This is a genomic window from Micromonospora sp. MP36, assembly GCF_008119785.1.
Taxonomy (GTDB): Bacteria; Actinomycetota; Actinomycetes; order Mycobacteriales; family Micromonosporaceae; genus Micromonospora.
The window spans coordinates 45,875-62,007 of sequence record NZ_VSFA01000002.1; the positions used below are offsets into that span (position 1 = coordinate 45,875).

Sequence of the window (16,133 nt, forward strand, 5' to 3'; positions counted from 1 at the left end):
GAGACGGGAAGTCCCATGCTCCTGCTCGTCGCCATCGGCGGCGCGGTTCTCCTCGCCGTCCTCCTCATCCTCTTCGTGCTCTCCCGGATCAAGGTGGCCGGCCCGAACGAGGCGTTCATCGTCACCGGCCGCAAGGGTCGGACCACCCAGACCGCCGACGGCGGACGCTCCACCGACATGTCCGGGCAGAAGGTCGTGCTCGGCGCCTCGGTCTTCGTCCTGCCGGTGGTGCAGAAGCTCCAGTCCCTCGACCTGTCCAGCCGCCGGATCGACGTCGGCATCAAGGGCGCGGTGAGCAAGCAGGGCATCCGGACCGACCTGCACGGCGTCGCCATCGTCAAGGTCGGCGGCACCGAGGACGCGATCCGCGCCGCCGCCCAGCGCTTCCTGCACCAGCAGGACGAGATCGACAACTTCACCCGGGAGGTGCTGGCCGGTGCCCTCCGCTCGATCGTCGGGCGGCTCACCGTCGAGGAGATCATCCGGGACCGGGCGGCGTTCGCCAGCGCCGTGGCCGAGGAGGCCGAGCACTCGATGACCAACCAGGGCCTGGTGCTGGACACCTTCCAGCTCCAGGACATCCTGGCCGAAGGGTCGTACCTGCAGGACCTGGGTCGGCCGGAGGCGGCCCGGGTGCTCAAGGACGCCGCCATCGCCGAGGCCCGGGCCCGGCAGCAGGCCGAGCAGGAGCGGCTGCTCGCCGAGGAGGCGATCGCCGAGGCGAACCGGAACCTCGCGCTCAAGCAGGCCGGCATCCAGGCCGAGATCGACGCCGCCAAGGCGAAGTCGGCGGCGGCCGGCCCGCTCGCCCAGGCCGAGCGGGACCAGGCGATCCTCTCCGAGCAGCAGAAGGTCGCCGAGCGGAACGCGGAGCTGAAGCAGCGCCAGCTCGACACCGAGGTGCGCAAGCCGGCCGACGCGGCCCGCTACAAGGTCGAGCAGGAGGCCGAGGCGGCCCGCAACGCGGCGGTGCTGCACGCGGACGCGCAGCGGCAGGCCACCATCGCCGCCGCGCAGGCCGCCGCCGAGCAGGCCCGGCTCACCGGTGAGGGCGAGCGGGCCCGCCGGGCCGCGCTGGCCGAGGCGAACGCGATCGAGGGCGCCAAGGAAGGTGAGGCGGAGCAGCGGCGGCGTTCCGCGATCGCCGAGGCGATCGAGCGGGAGGGCCAGGCGGAGGCCGCGGCCATCCTGGCCAAGGGGCAGGCGGAGGCGGAGGCGATGGGCCGCAAGGCCGAGGCGTTCGCCGCGTACGGCGAGGCCGCCGTGCTCGACCTGCTGGTCAAGGTGCTGCCGCAGGTGGTCGAGGCGGCCAGCGCGCCGATCGGCGCGATCGACAAGATGACGGTGATCTCCACCGACGGCGCGTCCTCGCTGACCAAGTCGGTGGCCGGCAACGTGGCCCAGGGCCTCCAGCTCGGCAGCGACCTCACCGGCATCGACCTGGCCGGGCTGCTCGCCCGGCTCGGCGGCGGTACGCAGGCCAACGGCCGGACTGCGGTGGACAGCAGCGCGGTGGAGCACTGACCGGTGGCGGCCGGGCCCTCGGCGGGCCCGGTCGCCACACCGCGGCAACGACGGCGCCCACCGGACCCGGTGGGCGCCGTCGTCATTGTCAGTCGAGGACGCCCTGCTCCCGGGCCCACCGCAGCAGCTCCGCCTCGGCCTCCTCGCGGTCCAGCGGGCCGCGCTCCAGGCGCAGCTCCTTGAGGTGCTGCCACGCCTTTCCGACCAGCGGACCCGGCGGTACGCCGAGCAGCTCCATGATCGCGTTGCCGTCCAGGTCGGGGCGGACCCGGGCCAGATCCTCCTCGGCGGCGATCCGGGCGATCCGCTCCTCCAGCGCGTCGTAGTCGGCCGCGAGCTGGGCCGCCTTGCGCCGGTTGCGGGTGGTGACGTCCGACCGGGTCAGCTTGTGCAGGCGGGGCAGCAGGTCGCCGGCGTCGGTGACGTACCGGCGCACCGCCGAGTCGGTCCACTCGCCCCGGCCGTACCCGTAGAACCGCAGGTGCAGCGCGACCAGCTTGACCACCTGCGCGGTGACGTCCTTGGGGTAGCGCAGGGCCTTCATCCGGGCCTTGGTCAGCCGGGCACCGACCACCTCGTGGTGGTGGAAGCTGACCCGGCCATCCGGGCCGACCGCCTTGGTGGCCGGCTTGCCGACGTCGTGCATCAGCGCGGCCATCCGGAGTACGAAGTCGCAGCCGCCCTCTTCCAGCGCCATCGCGTTGCTGACCACGGTCAGGGTGTGCTCGTAGACGTCCTTGTGCTGGGCGTGCTCGTCGATCTCCAGCTTCAGGCTGGAGAGCTCGGGAATGAACCGGTCGGCCAGCCCGGTGTCGACCAGCAGCCGCAGCCCGGTGATCGGGTCCGCGCCGCAGAGCAGCTTGCTGAACTCGTCGCGGATCCGCTCGGCGGTGATCCGGTCCAGGTCGGCGGCCATCCGGGTCATCGCCTCGCGGACGTCCGGGTGGACGGCGAAGCGGAGCTGGGCGGCGAACCGGGCCGCGCGCAGCATCCGCAGCGGGTCGTCGCCGAACGACTCCCGGGGCGTGCCGGGAGTACGGATGATCTTCGCGGCCAGGTCGGCCAACCCGCCGTACGGGTCGGTGAACCGGTGGTCGGGGACGCTGACCGCCATCGCGTTGATCGTGAAGTCCCGGCGCTTGAGGTCGTCGACCAGATTGGTGCCGTACTCGACGATCGGGTTCCGGCTGACCTGGTCGTACGCCTCCGCACGGAAGGTGGTGATCTCCAGGCGGAGCCCGGCGCGCTGGCAGCCGATGGTGCCGAACTCCCGCCCGGTCTCCCAGATCGACTCGGCCCAGCCGCGGACGATGGCGAGCGTCTGGTCCGGGAGGGCGTCGGTGCAGAAGTCGAGATCCTCGCCGAGGCGGCCGAGCAGCGCGTCCCGGACCGAGCCGCCCACCAGGTGCAGTTCGTGACCGGCCCTGGCGAACCGTCGGCCGAGCTCGTCGGCGACCGGTGAGACGCGGAGCAGTTCGGCGACGGCGTTACGCTGCGCGGCGGTCAGCTCGCGACGGTCAGCGGCGTGGGAGGCGGAGGCTTCGGACATGGGATCGCCAGCCTATCGGGCGGGGACGGCACCTAATGCGCCGGGCGTGGGTAAGCGGTCGAGGTTGACTAAGGTCATGGGCGTGCGGGCCCGGTGGTCCGGCTCCGACGTACCCCTTGGAGGCTGGAGATGAGCGGCGGGCTGTACCGCAGCGCGAACGCGCACGGCGGCGGCCAGCCGCCGGACGACGGTGCCACCTTCATCTCCGCCGAGCCGCTGAACCAGCCGGGCGTGGAGGCCACCGCGCCACCGCAGGAGGTGGTCGCCGAGACCAGCGCCGCGGCCAACAGCGCGGTGATGGCGATCGGCAGCCTGGTCAGCCGGGGTACGGGCTTCGTCCGCAACCTGATGATCGGTGCCGCCCTCGGCAACGCGGTCGGCGACGTCTACACCACCGCCCAGTTCCTGCCGAACCAGGTGTACGAGTTCCTGCTCGGCGGCGTGCTCACCAGCGTGCTGATCCCGGTGCTGGTCCGGCGCCGCAAGATCGACCCCGACCGGGGCGAGGCGTACGCGCAGCGGCTGCTCACCCTCGCGGTGCTCACGTTGGCCGCCGCGGCGCTGCTGGCGGTGGTCTCGGCGCCGGTGCTCACCGCGATCTACGCCGCCGGCAAGGACGCCGCATACAAGGGGCTGGTCAACGACCTGTCCTACCTGATGCTGCCGATGCTCTTCTTCACGGGGGTCAGCGCGCTGATCGCCGCCGTGTTGAACACCCGGGGGCACTTCGCCGCACCCATGTGGGCGCCGATCCTGAACAACCTGGTGGTGATCGGCGTCCTCGGCCTGTACATCGGCGTGTACGGCGCCAAGGCGCTGCAGCCGGCGCAGATGACCCCTGGTCGGATCCTGCTGGTCGGCGGCGGCACCCTGCTCGGCGTGGCGGTCCAATCAGCCGGCCTCCTGCCGGCGCTGCGCAAGGTCGGCTTCCGGTGGAAGTGGCGGTTCGACTTCCGCGAACTGGGCCTGCGCGAGCTGGCCCGGCTCGGTGCCTGGATGTTCTGCTACGTCGGGGTCAACCAGCTCGGCCTCTTCGTGGTGGTCAACCTGCTCACCCGGGCCGCCGGTGAAGACAGCCAGAAGACCCAGGCCGGCCTGTTCATCTACAACGGCGTCTTCCTGCTGCTGATGATGGCGCACGGCATCATCGCCGTCTCGATCATCACCGCGCTGATGCCGCGGATGAGCGCCGCCGCCGGTGAAGGCCGGTTCCGCGACGTCACCGCCGATCTGTCCCGGGGCACCCGGATGGTCACCGCCGTCCTCGCCCCGGTCGCGGTCTGCTACGCGGTGCTGGCCGGCCCGCTCTCGGTCGTGATCTTCCGGTACGGCGCGTTCACCGGCAAGGACGCGGTGGCCCTCTCGACCGTGCTGCTGGTGGCGGCGGCCGGCCTGGTGCCCTTCTCGATCAGCCAGCTCTTCACCTTCGCCTTCTACGCGCTGCCGGACACCAAGACGCCGGCCCTGGTCAACATCCCGGTGGTGGCGCTGCGGGTGCTCCTCCAGATCGGCCTCTTCCTCGCCTTCTCGACCACCTTCGCGGCGGCCGGCATGATGCTCGGCAACGCGATCTCGTACGTGGCGGCGGCAGTGATCTCGGCTTTGCTGCTGCGGCCCCGGGTGGGCCGGATCGGGCTGGGCGAGATCATGCGGACCATGGGCCGGGTGCTCGTCGCCGCGCTGGGCGCGGCCCTGGTCGGCCTGCTGGTGGTCAGGCTGCTCCCCGGCGACCCGGGGCACCTGAGCTGGCTGGCCGCCGCGGTCCGGCTGGTGATCGGCGGCGCCGTGATCGGCGCAACGTACCTCGGGCTGGCCATGGCCCTGCGGATCGGCGAGATCACCGAGGTGGTCGGGATGGTCCGCCGCCGCCTCGGCCGCTGACCCGGCCCCCTCGACGACGGACGGTGAACGAGGATCACCAGCCTGGGGATACGGCTGTGGATAACTCGGGATTTCGCGGCCCAGTAGGCCGGTCAGCCTGTGGACAACCAACCGTAAGGATGAGGGTGACCCTCCCGACCAGGGGAATCCGCCGAGGCGTCGCGGGGCCGGCCACCGCGCGCCCCTGCGCCGACGAGTTGTTGCCAACCTCTAGATTGGCTGGTGGGTGTGCCAACGCCGGAAATGACCCGGCCGGATCGCTCCGGTCTGGCGTCCCACCGGCTACGGCGGGAAGATGACATGTCGAGGAACCGGGCATCCCGGGTAAGGTCGGTCTCGACGGGTACGGCAGGTGCCGACGCGGACGTCGACGCCGGTCTGCCGGTTCCTTCGAAGGCAGAGCAGGAAGCCACATGCCCAGCAGCACGGGTCCATCGATCGACACGATCACCGAGGGAGGACGGGTGACCCAGGTCGGCGAGGGTCAGGAGGCGGAGGAGACTGCCCCTCCGGTCATGACCTTCGGTGCTCCCACGGCCGGTGAGGTCCTTGCCGAGCGGTATGAGCTGGTCGAGCACATCAACAACGACAGCGCGGGCCGGCTGGTCTGGCGCGGGGTCGACGTCGTGCTGCGCCGTCCCGTCGCGGTGGTCCTCCGCTACCCGGGCGGCGACTCGGCCACCGAGATGCTCCAGGCGGCCGTCGCGGCCAGCCGGGTGATCCACCCCAACCTGGTGGGCGTCTACGACGCCATCGACGAGGCCGACCGGGCGTACGTGGTCCGCGAGTGGGTGGACGGCCAGTCCCTGCGCGAGCTGGTCACCGCCGACGGTCCGCTGGACCCGGCCCGGGCAACCGCCATCGGCAACGCGGTCGCGAGCGCCCTCGCCGCGGTGCACGCCACCGGCATGGTGCACGGCAACCTCCACCCCGGCACGGTGATGATCAGCGACGACGGCCGGGTGGTGCTGGCCGACGCGCGTACCGACGGCGCGGACAGCCAGGAGAACGACCTCCGGGCGGTCGGCGGGGTGCTCTACTTCGCCCTGACCGGGCACTGGCCGCACGGCGAGGCCCCGCTGCACGGCGCCACCGCCGGGCACGGCCGCGCCGCGATCCCCGACGCGGTCCGCGACGCCAGCGGCACCATCGCCGCGCCCCGGCAGGTACGCGCCGGCGTGCCGGCGTACCTCGACGACCTCACCATGGACCTGCTCGACCCGGAGATCGCCCCGCCGTCGTCGGACGTGCTGGCCGCCGAGCTGAGCCGGCTGGACGTCCCCGCCGACGAGCACTACCTGGAGCCGACCGGCCCGCTGCGCTTCACCGCCGAGACCGGCGAGGAGCCGTCGCCGCTGGCCGCCGCCGGTGGCCGCAAGGTGGCCCTGGGCATCGCCGGGATCCTGGCGGTGGCCCTGGTCGGGCTGCTCGTCGGGATCAGCCTGCTCGGCGACGACAAGAAGCAGCCGACCGAGCCGGTCGCCCGTCCGACCAGCAGCGCGCCCGCGGGAAACGACGGCAGCCCGGCCAGCACGGTCCGCAAGCTCAACATCCAGGACGTCCGGATCATCGATCCGGACAGCCGCAAGCGTGACGAGCTGAGCGGCGTCGAGAAGGTGATCGACGGCAACGAGGACGAGGGCTGGGCGACCGACACCTACAACTCGGCCGACTTCAGCCGCTACAAGAAGGGCATGGGGGTCTGGATCGATCTGGGCGAGGAGCACACGGTCAAGTCGCTGCAGGCCGTGCTGTCGACCCCCGGTGCCTCGGTCCAGCTGCTCGCGGGGAAGGCCGACTTCCCGTCCAGCTCGTCGGGTGACAAGCAGCTCGTTACCAGCTACGCCACCCCGATCGGCCAACCGGTCGAGCACGCCGGCCTGACGGTGACGTTCGACGGATTCAACCCGGAGCAGAAGTACCGCTACCTGCTCTTCTGGATCACCGAGCTGCCGAAGAAGGACAGCGGGGGCGGCTGGAAGCTGGGGGTCCAGGAGATCACGGTCCAGGGGTCGTGAACCGCCGGCCACGGCTTCCGCGCCGCCTCCCGTGGACGCGGTGATGGCGGGTCGCGGCGGGCGTACGCCGGAGCCGGCGACCGGGGACGGCCTGCCGGCCGGGCCGTCCGACCTCGACCTGCTGCGCGCACACGTCGCCGGCGACCGGGACGCGTTCACCGAGCTGTTCCACCGGCACCGGGACCGGCTCTGGGCGGTGGCCCTGCGTACCCTCGGCGACCGCGAGGAGGCCGCCGACGCGCTCCAGGACGCCCTGCTGTCCGCGCACCGCGCGGCGGCCCGGTTCCGCGGCGACTCGGCGGTCACCACCTGGTTGCACCGGATCGTGGTGAACGCCTGCGTGGACCGGATGCGGCGACGCCAGACGCATGCCACCGTCCCGCTGCCCGACGGCGTGCACACCGACGGGGAGCCGGGCCGGCACACCGGCGGGGTGGAGCCGGCGGCCCCGGTTCGTGACCACGACACCGCCCTGGTGGTCCGGCAGGCCCTCGCGCAGCTGCCGGCCGAGCAACGGGCCGCGCTGGTCCTCGTGGACGTGCAGGGCTACCCGGTGGCGGAGGTGGCCCGGATCCTCGGCGTCGCGGAGGGGACGGTGAAGAGCCGCTGCGCCCGCGGGCGGGCCCGGCTGGCCGTGCTCCTCGGACATCTGCGTACCGGCTCCGACGAGACGCCGGACGTGCCGCGCGTCACCGGGGGGAACCCCCGGCCGCCCGAGGGCGTCGGATCGACGTCGGGGTGGTCCCGGCGGGACGTCAGCCAGGAGGAGACGTGACTTCCCGGGAGTTCAGCGGGGTCGACCCCGACCTGCTCGCCGACTACGTCGGCGGCGCGCTGGACGGCACCCCGGAGCAGGCCACGGTGGCCCGGCTGATCGAGTCCGACCCGGCCTGGGGCGACGCGTACGCCGCGCTGGCGCGGGCGATCGAGCTGGTCCACGCCGACCTCGCCGACTGGGCCGCCGCTCCCGCGCCGGAGCTGCCGCTGACCGTGGCGGACCGGATCACGGCGGCGCTCGCCGGCGCTGGGCCGGCCCCGGCCGACGCCACCCGAGTCGACGCCGAGGAGTGGGCCGGCGCGCCCGGCCCGGGCCGGCGCGAGGTCGGCGACGGGGAGCCGGAAGCGCCCCACCCGGCCGAGGCCCGCGGGGCGACGCCGGTCTCCGTGCCGATCCAGCCGCGGCGGGCAGACGGGGCGACGCGGCCCGCCGAACGCCCGGCCCGCAACACCGGACCGGGCCGGCGCTCCCGGCGCTGGGCCCGGATCGCCGGGCCGGTCGCCCTGGCGGCCGTCTCGGTCACCGCGGTCGGGCTCGGGATCAGCCACCTGGTCGACACCGCCAACCACGGCGTGACGTCGACGGCGGACCGCGCCGGGTCGGCCGCCGGCCGGGCGCAGCCCGAGGCGGCTGCCGCCGCGCCCTTCCGGACCGCCGGGCCACCCCAGCACAGCGGCACCGACTACGGCCCGGACCAACTGCCCGGCAGCATCATGACGCTGGCCTCGCCGTCGGCGGCCCGTGGTCCCGGCGAGACCGCCGGAATGGCGCCGGACGACCAGCGCAAGTCGGCGGGGGCCGGCCTGGAGCGGCTGGCCCGCCCGGGGGCGTTGGCGTCCTGCCTCGGCGCGATCAGCGCCGAGCACGGAGCCGGACTGATCACCCTCGACCTGGTCGACTACGCGTCGTTCCAGGGGCGTCCGGCGCTCGTCGTCACCTTCGTCGACCCGAGCGGCACGCGCTGGGCGTGGGTAAGCGGAGCCGAGTGCGGGGTGCCCGGGTCCGGCGCGGACACCCGCTTCCGTACCCGAGTAGGGTGAGGTCACGGTCGCCCGGGCGTGTCCTGCCACGTGACGTGACCCACCAGATGACCGGCTCGGGAATCCCCGCTTCGTACGATGACGTTCTGCAAGTCAGGCGCCGACGCCGCTGAGCCGTCGGCACTCGGGATCGACATCGGTGCGCGCCGGTGACGAACACACACATCGGGAGACGGCAGTGGACGAGGTCCGCAACCTGATCATCATCGGCTCCGGGCCGGCCGGTTACACGGCGGCGGTCTATGCCGCGCGCGCCAACCTCAAGCCGCTCGTCATCGAGGGCGTGCAGTCCGGTGGCGCGCTGATGACGACCACCGAGGTGGAAAATTTCCCCGGCTTCGCCGACGGCATCCTCGGGCCCGAACTGATGGACAACATGCGCAAGCAGGCCGAGCGGTTCGGTGCCGAGTTCCTGACCGACGACGTGACCCGGGTCGAGCTCAAGGACACCGGCGAGATCGGCTCGGACGCGGTGAGCACCGTCTGGGTGGGCGCGACCGCCTACCGGGCGAAGGCGGTCATCCTCTCCACCGGCTCCGCCTGGCGTCCGCTGGGTGTGCCGGGTGAGCAGGAGTACCTCGGCCACGGCGTGTCGTCCTGCGCGACCTGCGACGGCTTCTTCTTCCGCAACCAGCACATCGTGGTGGTCGGCGGCGGTGACTCGGCGATGGAGGAGGCCAGCTTCCTCACTCGGTTCGCCGACTCGGTGACGATCATCCACCGCCGGGACTCGTTCCGAGCCAGCAAGATCATGGCCGAGCGGGCCCTCTCCAACGACAAGATCAAGGTCGAGTGGAACACCGTGATCGAGGAGATCCTCGGCGACGACGGCAAGGTCAGCGGCGTCCGGGTGCGAAACGTGCACACCGGCGAGAGCAAGGTGCTCGACGTCACCGGGGTCTTCGTGGCGATCGGCCACGACCCGCGCAGTGAGCTCTTCCGCGGGCAGATCGAGCTCGACGACGAGGGGTACGTGAAGGTGCAGGCGCCGAGCACCCGGACGAACGTGCCGGGCGTCTTCGCCGCCGGTGACGTGGTCGACCACACCTACCGGCAGGCCATCACGGCCGCCGGTACGGGCTGCGCCGCCGCCCTGGACGCCGAGCGCTTCATCGCCACCCTGCAAGGCTGAAGAATTTTCTCAGAAAAGTCCCGGAGGAGGGGTTCATAGTGGGTGCAACCAAGGCGGTCACCGACGCGAGCTTCGCGAGCGACGTGCTGAAGTCCGACAAGCCGGTCCTGGTCGACTTCTGGGCGGAGTGGTGCGGACCGTGCCGCAAGGTCTCGCCGCTGCTCGAGGAGATCGCCGGCGAGATGGGTGACCAGGTCACCATCGTCAAGCTCAACATCGACGAGAACCCCGAGACCGCGCGGGCGTACCGGGTGATGTCCGTGCCGACTCTCACCATCTTCAAGAACGGCGAGCCGGTGCAGTCCATCGCCGGCGCCAAGCCCAAGGGCGAGCTGGTGAGGCTCATCGAGTCGGCGCTCTGAGCCGGCTCCGCAGCCGAGGAACCCCCGTCGCCACCCGGCGGCGGGGGTTCCTGCTATCCCGCCCGGGTGCCCGACCTGCTCGAACCGGAAGCCGACGGTGACCGGCCACGGTACGCTCCGTAAGCGCCCCCAGCCATGGGGGCCACCTCCGTCGGAGTCTCCGGCCAGCCAGTGCCCGTGCAGAGGGGGTCATCGTGCGTCCCATCCGACCCGGTGACCGGGGACCTGCGGTGACCGAGATCCGTACCGTCCTCACCGGCCTCGACCTGCTTCCGGCCGGTGGCAAGGGCGACGACTTCGACGCCGAGACCGAGCGCGCCGTCCGGGCGTTCCAGCAGTCCCGCGGCCTGAGCGTGGACGGGCGGGTCGGCGCGGAGACCTGGCGGGCGCTGGACGCGGCCCGCTGGCGGTTCGGCGCGCGGACGCTGTACCACGCGGTGCCCGAGCCGCTGATCGGCGAGGACGTCCGGTCGCTCCAGGAACGCCTCCTGGAGATGGGGTACGACGTGGGCCGGGCCGACGCCATCTACGGGATCCGCACCTCGCGGGCGGTTGCTCAGTTCCAGCGGGAGATGGGGCTGAAGCCGGACGGCGCGTGCGGCCCGCACACCATGAACGCGCTGCGCCGCCTCGGCCGGAAGGTGGTGGGCGGGCGTCCGCAGTGGCTGCGCGAGTCCGACGCCATCCGGCAGGCCGGACCGACACTGGTCGGGCGGACCGTGGTGGTCGACCCGGGACACGGCGGCACCGATCCGGGCGTGGTGGTGCCGGACGGCCCACTCCGCTGGACCGAGGCGGACATCGTGCACGACCTGGCCAGCCGGTTGGAGGGGCGGCTCGCCGCGGCCGGCGTACGGGTGCAGCTCACCCGCGGCCCGTCGCCGGCAACCTGCCTGCCGGACGCCGATCGCGCCCAGCTCGCCAACTCCCTCGGCGCGGACGTGTTCATCTCGCTGCACGTCGACGGGCACGCCAACCCGGCGGCCAACGGGGTCGCCACCTACCACTACGGCACCAACAACGGCGTCACCTCGGCCACCGGGGAGCGGCTGGCCGGGCTGGTGCAGCGGGAGATCGTGGCCCGGACCGGGCTGCGGAACTGCCGTACCCACGCCAAGGCGTGGGACCTGCTGCGGCTGACGAAGATGCCGGCGGTCCGGGTCGAGGTGGGCTACCTGACCTCGCCGGAGGATCGGGGCCGGCTGGTCGACCCCCGGTTCCGGGACAAGGTGGTCGAGGCCATCGTCGCCGCGGTGCAGCGGATGTACTTCCCGATCGAACGGGACGTACCCACCGGCTCCATCGACGTCAGCGAGCTTCGGGCGATCGTCGCCGCCGGCACGGCGGTGGACTGACGGCAGGCTGCGGCGCGGGGCCGGGGCGCGGCCGGGCGGGGCTGACCCGGCGGCGCGGAGCTGACCCGGTCAGCTCGTCGAGCGGGTGGCCGGGGCGGGACGCACCGGGCGGAGCAGCGTCTCCGGGCTCATCGAGCCGAGCAGCTTCTCCAGCGCGTACTCGACGTCCGACTTCCAGCTCAGCGCCGTGCGCAATTCCAGCCGTAGGCGCGGGTAGCGGGGGTGCGGGCGGACCGTCTTGAAGCCCACCGACAGGAAGAAGTCGGCCGGCGCGAGGCAGGCCCGGGTCGGGTCGTCGCCGTCGTCCCCGAACTTCGCGTCGCCGAACGCCTCGATCGCCTTGATGCCGCGCTTGGTGAGGTCCCGGGCCACGCCTTGGACCAGCATCCGGCCCAGGCCGCCGCCGGCGAAGGCGGCCACCACGTTGGCCGTCATCAGCAGCGCGGCGTCCGCTGAGACCGGCGAGGTGGGAAAGGCCATCGAGCGCGGAACGTACGCCGGCGGGGCGTACATGACGAAACCGGCGGGCATGCCGTCGACGTACGCGAGCTTGCCGCAGGAGCCCCACTCGAGCAGCGTCTGGGAGACCCAGGCCTCCTTTTCCAGCCCGGGGTCACCGGCGGCGCACGCCCGGTCGGCGGAGACCGGATCCAGCTCCCAGTAGACGCACTGCCGGCACGGGCGGGGCAGGTCTTCCAAGGTGTCGAGGGTCAGACTGACCAGACGTCGCGACATGATCGCACCCCACCAATAGGCTCAGAGCCTCACTCCGCCGCTTTCCTGCCCCCGACGAGCGATCGTACGCCTCTGTCCCGCGGTGCGGGAGAGGACGTGCGAACGGCCACCCGGCACGGGCCGGACCGGTCCGGGATGTGGACTTTCTTCACATGGCGGCGCAGGTGGCGGGGGGTACCGACTACGATCGACCAACCGGCGTCCCGCGCCGCCAATGGTTGCCGGCATCGCGGGTACCAATCCGGGCGGCAGCCCCGCCGACACCCGATCGAGGTGATGTCATGACCGGCACGACGCTCGACGACTACACCGACCGGTACGCCCGCCGGGTCCGGGGGATGACCGCCTCCGAGATCCGGGCACTCTTCGCGGTGGCCAGCCGGCCGGAGGTGGTCTCGCTCGCCGGTGGGGCCCCGTACATCGCCGCGCTGCCGCTCGACGCGGTCGGCGAGATGCTCGGCCGGCTCGGCGCCGAGCACGGCGTCACCACGCTGCAGTACGGCATCGGGCAGGGCACCCTGGAGCTGCGCGAGCGGATCTGCGAGGTGATGTCCCTCTCCGGCATCGACGCCTCGTGCGGCGCCTCGCCGGAGGACGTGGTGGTCACCGTCGGCGGCCAGCAGGCGCTCGACCTGGTGGCCCGGCTCTTCCTGGACCCGGGCGACGTGGTGCTCGCCGAGGGCCCGACCTACGTCGGCGCGCTCGGGGTGTTCCAGGCCGCCCAGGCCCAGGTGGCCCACGTACCCATGGACGAGCACGGGCTGATCCCGGAGGCGCTGGAATCGGCCATCGCCGACCTGGCCCGCGCCGGCCGTCGGGTGAAGTTCCTCTACACCATCCCGACCTACCAGAACCCGACCGGCGTGACGCTGAGCGAGGAGCGGCGCGAGCAGGTGCTCGACATCTGCGAGCGGGCCGGCCTGCTGGTGGTCGAGGACGACCCGTACGGTCAACTCGGCTTCGAGGGGGACGCGCCCGCGCCGCTGCGCGCCCGGCGGCGGGACGGGGCCTTCTACCTGAGCACCTTCTCCAAGACCTTCGCCCCCGGCCTCCGGGTCGGCTGGATCCTCGCCCCGCACGCGGTCCGCGACAAGCTGGTCATCGCCAGCGAGGCGCAGATCCTCTGCCCCAGCGGATACGCCCAGGCGGCCGTCTCGACGTACCTCGGCACCATGCCCTGGCGGGAGCAGCTCAAGGTCTACCGGGAGGTCTACCGCGAGCGCCGGGACGCCATGCTCGCCGCGCTCGAGGACCTGATGCCGGCCGGCACCACCTGGACCAACCCGGGCGGCGGTCTGTTCGTGTGGGCGACCCTGCCCGACGGGCTCGACTCGAAGGCGATGATGCCGCGGGCGATCTCGGCGCGCGTCGCGTACGTGCCGGGCACCGGCTTCTACGCCGACGGCACCGGCAGCGGCAATATGCGGCTCAACTTCTCCTTCCCGCCGCCGGAGCGGATTCGGGAGGGCGTCCGCCGGCTGGCCGGCGTGATGGAGCAGGAGATCGCCATGCGCCGGGTCTTCGGCGCGGTCGGCGGCTCGGAGCCGCGGCGCAGGCAGGGCGGCTCGGACGCGCCCGGCCCCGACTTGGCATGATTCCCGCATGGCCGTCAGCCCTGCCGCACACAATTCCGTGACCGACCCCGCCGTCACCGACGAGCTGCACGTGCTGGTGCTCGCCGGCGGACTCTCGTACGAGCGGGACGTCTCCCTGCGGTCCGGCCGGCGCGTGCTCGATGCGCTGCGGGCGGTCGGCGTGGAGGCCGAGCTGCGGGACGCGGACGTGGCCCTGCTGCCCGCCCTGGCCGCCGACCCGCCGGACGCCGTGGTGATCGCCCTGCACGGTGCCACCGGCGAGGACGGCTCGCTGCGCGGGGTGCTCGACCTCTGCGACGTGCCCTACGTCGGCTGCGATGCCCGGGCCTCGCGGCTCGCCTGGGACAAGCCGTCGGCCAAGGCCGTGCTGCGCGAGGCCGGCATCCCCACGCCCGACTGGGTGGCCCTGCCACACGACCGCTTCTCCGAGCTGGGCGCGGTGGCCGTGCTGGACCGGATCGCCGACCGACTCGGCCTACCGTTGATGATCAAGCCGGCGCAGGGCGGCTCCGGACTGGGCGCCGCCGTGGTCCGGGACGCCAGGTCGCTGCCCGCCGCCATGGTCGGTTGCTTCGCGTACGACCAGACGGCGCTGGTGGAGCGCTACGTGCCCGGGATGGACGTGGCGGTCTCGGTGGTGGACCTGGGCGAGGGGCCGGAGGCGCTGCCCCCGGTCGAGATCGTGCCCCGCAACGGCGTGTACGACTACGCCGCCCGCTACACCGCCGGCCGGACCACCTGGCACGCGCCCGCCCGGCTGGACCAGGAGACGACCGACCGGGTGGCGGATGTGGCGCTCGCCGCGCACAACGCCCTCGGCCTGCGCGACCTCTCCCGGGTCGACCTGATCGTCGACGCGGACGGGCAGCCGCATGTGCTGGAGGTCAACGTGTCCCCGGGCATGACCGAGACGTCGCTGCTACCGCTGGCCATCCAGGCCGCCGGGCTGGACTTCGGGCGGGTGCTCGGCGCGCTGGTCAGCCGAGCCGCCCGTCGTCCGTAACGATCGCCTGTTCGGTCACTCCACCGGCGCGGCTGCTGACTCCTTCTTCGCCGGGCCGTTTTCCGGCTCGAGGGGACTCTCCAGCGCGGCGTCGTTTTCCGGCTCCGGGATCTCCTCCGCCGCCTCGATCACCGAAGCGGTTTCCTCCGCATCGGCCGCCACGCTCTCCGGTGCCGACGACGAGAAGCTCGACGGCGCCTGCCACTGAATGCGGGGCGGCTCGGCGAGCGGGCGGCCGCCGAACTCGGCCAGCCAGGCGGCGACCAGGGCCAGGTTCTCCCGCCACTGCGACTCGGAGATCGCGGGCAGGATCGAGTCCCACAGGGAGAGGAACGTGCCCCGCAGTTGCAGCCGTCCGTACGGCCGCGCCAGGAACCACATGTGCAGGTGCGCGGAGCCGTCACCCCAGCGGTTGACGTGCACCCGGGCGACGCCGTCCAGCGAGCGGATGGCCCGCTCCAGGCGGACGGTCATCACGCCCAACTCGGCGGCGAGCAGGTTCGGCAGATCGCCGAGATCGAGGTGGGAGCGGGACTCCAGGATCAGCACCATCGGCAGGCCGGTGGGGCGGTCCATCGCCCGTACCCGCCACCGCTCACCGACCCAGATGTACGCCTCGTCCGGGGCGTTGCAGGCGGTGCACTCCCGGTTTCCCTCGCCCCGGCGGGGCGGTTCGACCGGTACCGGATCGTCGAGCTGCTTGACGCGGAGATCGCCCTCGAAGGGGAAGGAGGGCCATTGGGTGAAGTCCGGGACTGAGGGAGGGGTGTCCTGCACGACGCTGACCCTAACCGAGTCCGCGGCGGCTGTCCCTACCTCTTTTCGTCGTTCGTCGTCGATCGGCGCGCGGTTGTCCACCGCGTTGTCCACAGGCCGCTGAGATCACCAGCACACCGCGTCATCCACAGCTCAACACGGGTTTCGCCGCGCTGTTTCACGTGAAACGAGGGTGCCCTGTGGAAAACAACTGTGGATAACCGGGTGGATGCCGGGGCGGGTTGTCCACCGGATGTTCACCTACCGCCTGGCCTCCCTTCCTAACGAGTGACGGGCCGATGGGCAGCGGGCATGTTCGGTCCGTCGTGCTGCGCCCGTTGCCCGCGTTCGGCAACCGGCAGGTGCTTGGCATGCCTCTTCCGGTGCTGCCCTCGCCGCAACTCC

13 protein-coding genes are annotated in these 16,133 nt (G+C 72.5%); 10 read left to right on the forward strand and 3 right to left on the reverse strand.

Annotated elements, in window-relative coordinates:
* The first annotated feature begins 15 nt into the window (after positions 1 to 15).
* Complete coding sequence (locus tag FXF52_RS03325; RefSeq protein WP_148793754.1) at positions 16 to 1,524, forward strand: flotillin family protein; 1,509 nt, start codon at positions 16 to 18, stop codon at positions 1,522 to 1,524.
* An 88-nt stretch (positions 1,525 to 1,612) separates the two neighbouring features.
* On the opposite strand, the gene FXF52_RS03330 is transcribed toward FXF52_RS03325, so the two are convergent.
* Entirely contained in the window at positions 1,613 to 3,073 is a 1,461-nt protein-coding gene (locus FXF52_RS03330) for a CCA tRNA nucleotidyltransferase (protein WP_148793755.1), read from the reverse strand.
* Positions 3,074 to 3,202: 129 nt separating this feature from the next.
* Here FXF52_RS03330 and murJ point away from each other — a divergent pair, with 129 nt between their 5' ends.
* The 7 genes from murJ (at position 3,203) to FXF52_RS03365 (ending at position 11,639) form a co-directional block, all read left to right on the forward strand.
* A complete protein-coding gene (gene murJ / locus FXF52_RS03335) occupies positions 3,203 to 4,954 on the forward strand; it encodes a murein biosynthesis integral membrane protein MurJ (RefSeq protein ID WP_148793756.1) in 1,752 nt (583 codons plus the stop codon).
* Positions 4,955 to 5,367: 413 nt separating this feature from the next.
* On the forward strand, positions 5,368 to 6,972 hold the full coding sequence (locus FXF52_RS03340; RefSeq protein ID WP_148793757.1) for a protein kinase family protein: 1,605 nt from the start codon (positions 5,368 to 5,370) through the stop codon (positions 6,970 to 6,972).
* A 43-nt stretch (positions 6,973 to 7,015) separates the two neighbouring features.
* Positions 7,016 to 7,747: an RNA polymerase sigma factor SigM gene (gene sigM, locus FXF52_RS03345; RefSeq protein WP_148794048.1), complete on the forward strand. Its 732-nt coding sequence runs from the start codon at positions 7,016 to 7,018 to the stop codon at positions 7,745 to 7,747.
* Positions 7,744 to 8,790, forward strand: a complete 1,047-nt coding sequence (locus FXF52_RS03350; protein WP_148793758.1) for a hypothetical protein — start codon at positions 7,744 to 7,746, stop codon at positions 8,788 to 8,790. Before sigM ends, FXF52_RS03350 begins: the two co-directional genes overlap by 4 nt.
* A gap of 178 nt (positions 8,791 to 8,968) precedes the next feature.
* The gene (trxB, locus tag FXF52_RS03355) at positions 8,969 to 9,922 is read left to right on the forward strand and encodes a thioredoxin-disulfide reductase (RefSeq protein WP_148793759.1); all 954 of its coding nucleotides are present in this window, start codon (positions 8,969 to 8,971) and stop codon (positions 9,920 to 9,922) included.
* A 38-nt stretch (positions 9,923 to 9,960) separates the two neighbouring features.
* A complete protein-coding gene (gene trxA, locus FXF52_RS03360; protein ID WP_148793760.1) occupies positions 9,961 to 10,284 on the forward strand; it encodes a thioredoxin in 324 nt (107 codons plus the stop codon).
* 194 nt (positions 10,285 to 10,478) lie between these two features.
* Entirely contained in the window at positions 10,479 to 11,639 is a 1,161-nt protein-coding gene (locus tag FXF52_RS03365) for an N-acetylmuramoyl-L-alanine amidase (RefSeq protein ID WP_148793761.1), read from the forward strand.
* Between the two features lie 69 nt (positions 11,640 to 11,708).
* On the opposite strand, the gene FXF52_RS03370 is transcribed toward FXF52_RS03365, so the two are convergent.
* Complete coding sequence (locus FXF52_RS03370; protein ID WP_148793762.1) at positions 11,709 to 12,374, reverse strand: GNAT family N-acetyltransferase; 666 nt, start codon at positions 12,372 to 12,374, stop codon at positions 11,709 to 11,711.
* A gap of 281 nt (positions 12,375 to 12,655) precedes the next feature.
* Here FXF52_RS03370 and FXF52_RS03375 point away from each other — a divergent pair, with 281 nt between their 5' ends.
* Positions 12,656 to 13,969, forward strand: a complete 1,314-nt coding sequence (locus FXF52_RS03375; RefSeq protein ID WP_148793763.1) for a PLP-dependent aminotransferase family protein — start codon at positions 12,656 to 12,658, stop codon at positions 13,967 to 13,969.
* 7 nt (positions 13,970 to 13,976) lie between these two features.
* Positions 13,977 to 14,972: a D-alanine--D-alanine ligase gene (locus FXF52_RS03380; RefSeq protein WP_148793764.1), complete on the forward strand. Its 996-nt coding sequence runs from the start codon at positions 13,977 to 13,979 to the stop codon at positions 14,970 to 14,972.
* 15 nt (positions 14,973 to 14,987) lie between these two features.
* Here the strand turns inward: FXF52_RS03380 and FXF52_RS03385 are convergent, their stop codons facing one another.
* Positions 14,988 to 15,749 (reverse strand): hypothetical protein, encoded by a 762-nt coding sequence (locus tag FXF52_RS03385; protein WP_148793765.1) that lies wholly within the window; start codon positions 15,747 to 15,749, stop codon positions 14,988 to 14,990.
* Positions 15,750 to 16,133: the final 384 nt, after the last annotated feature.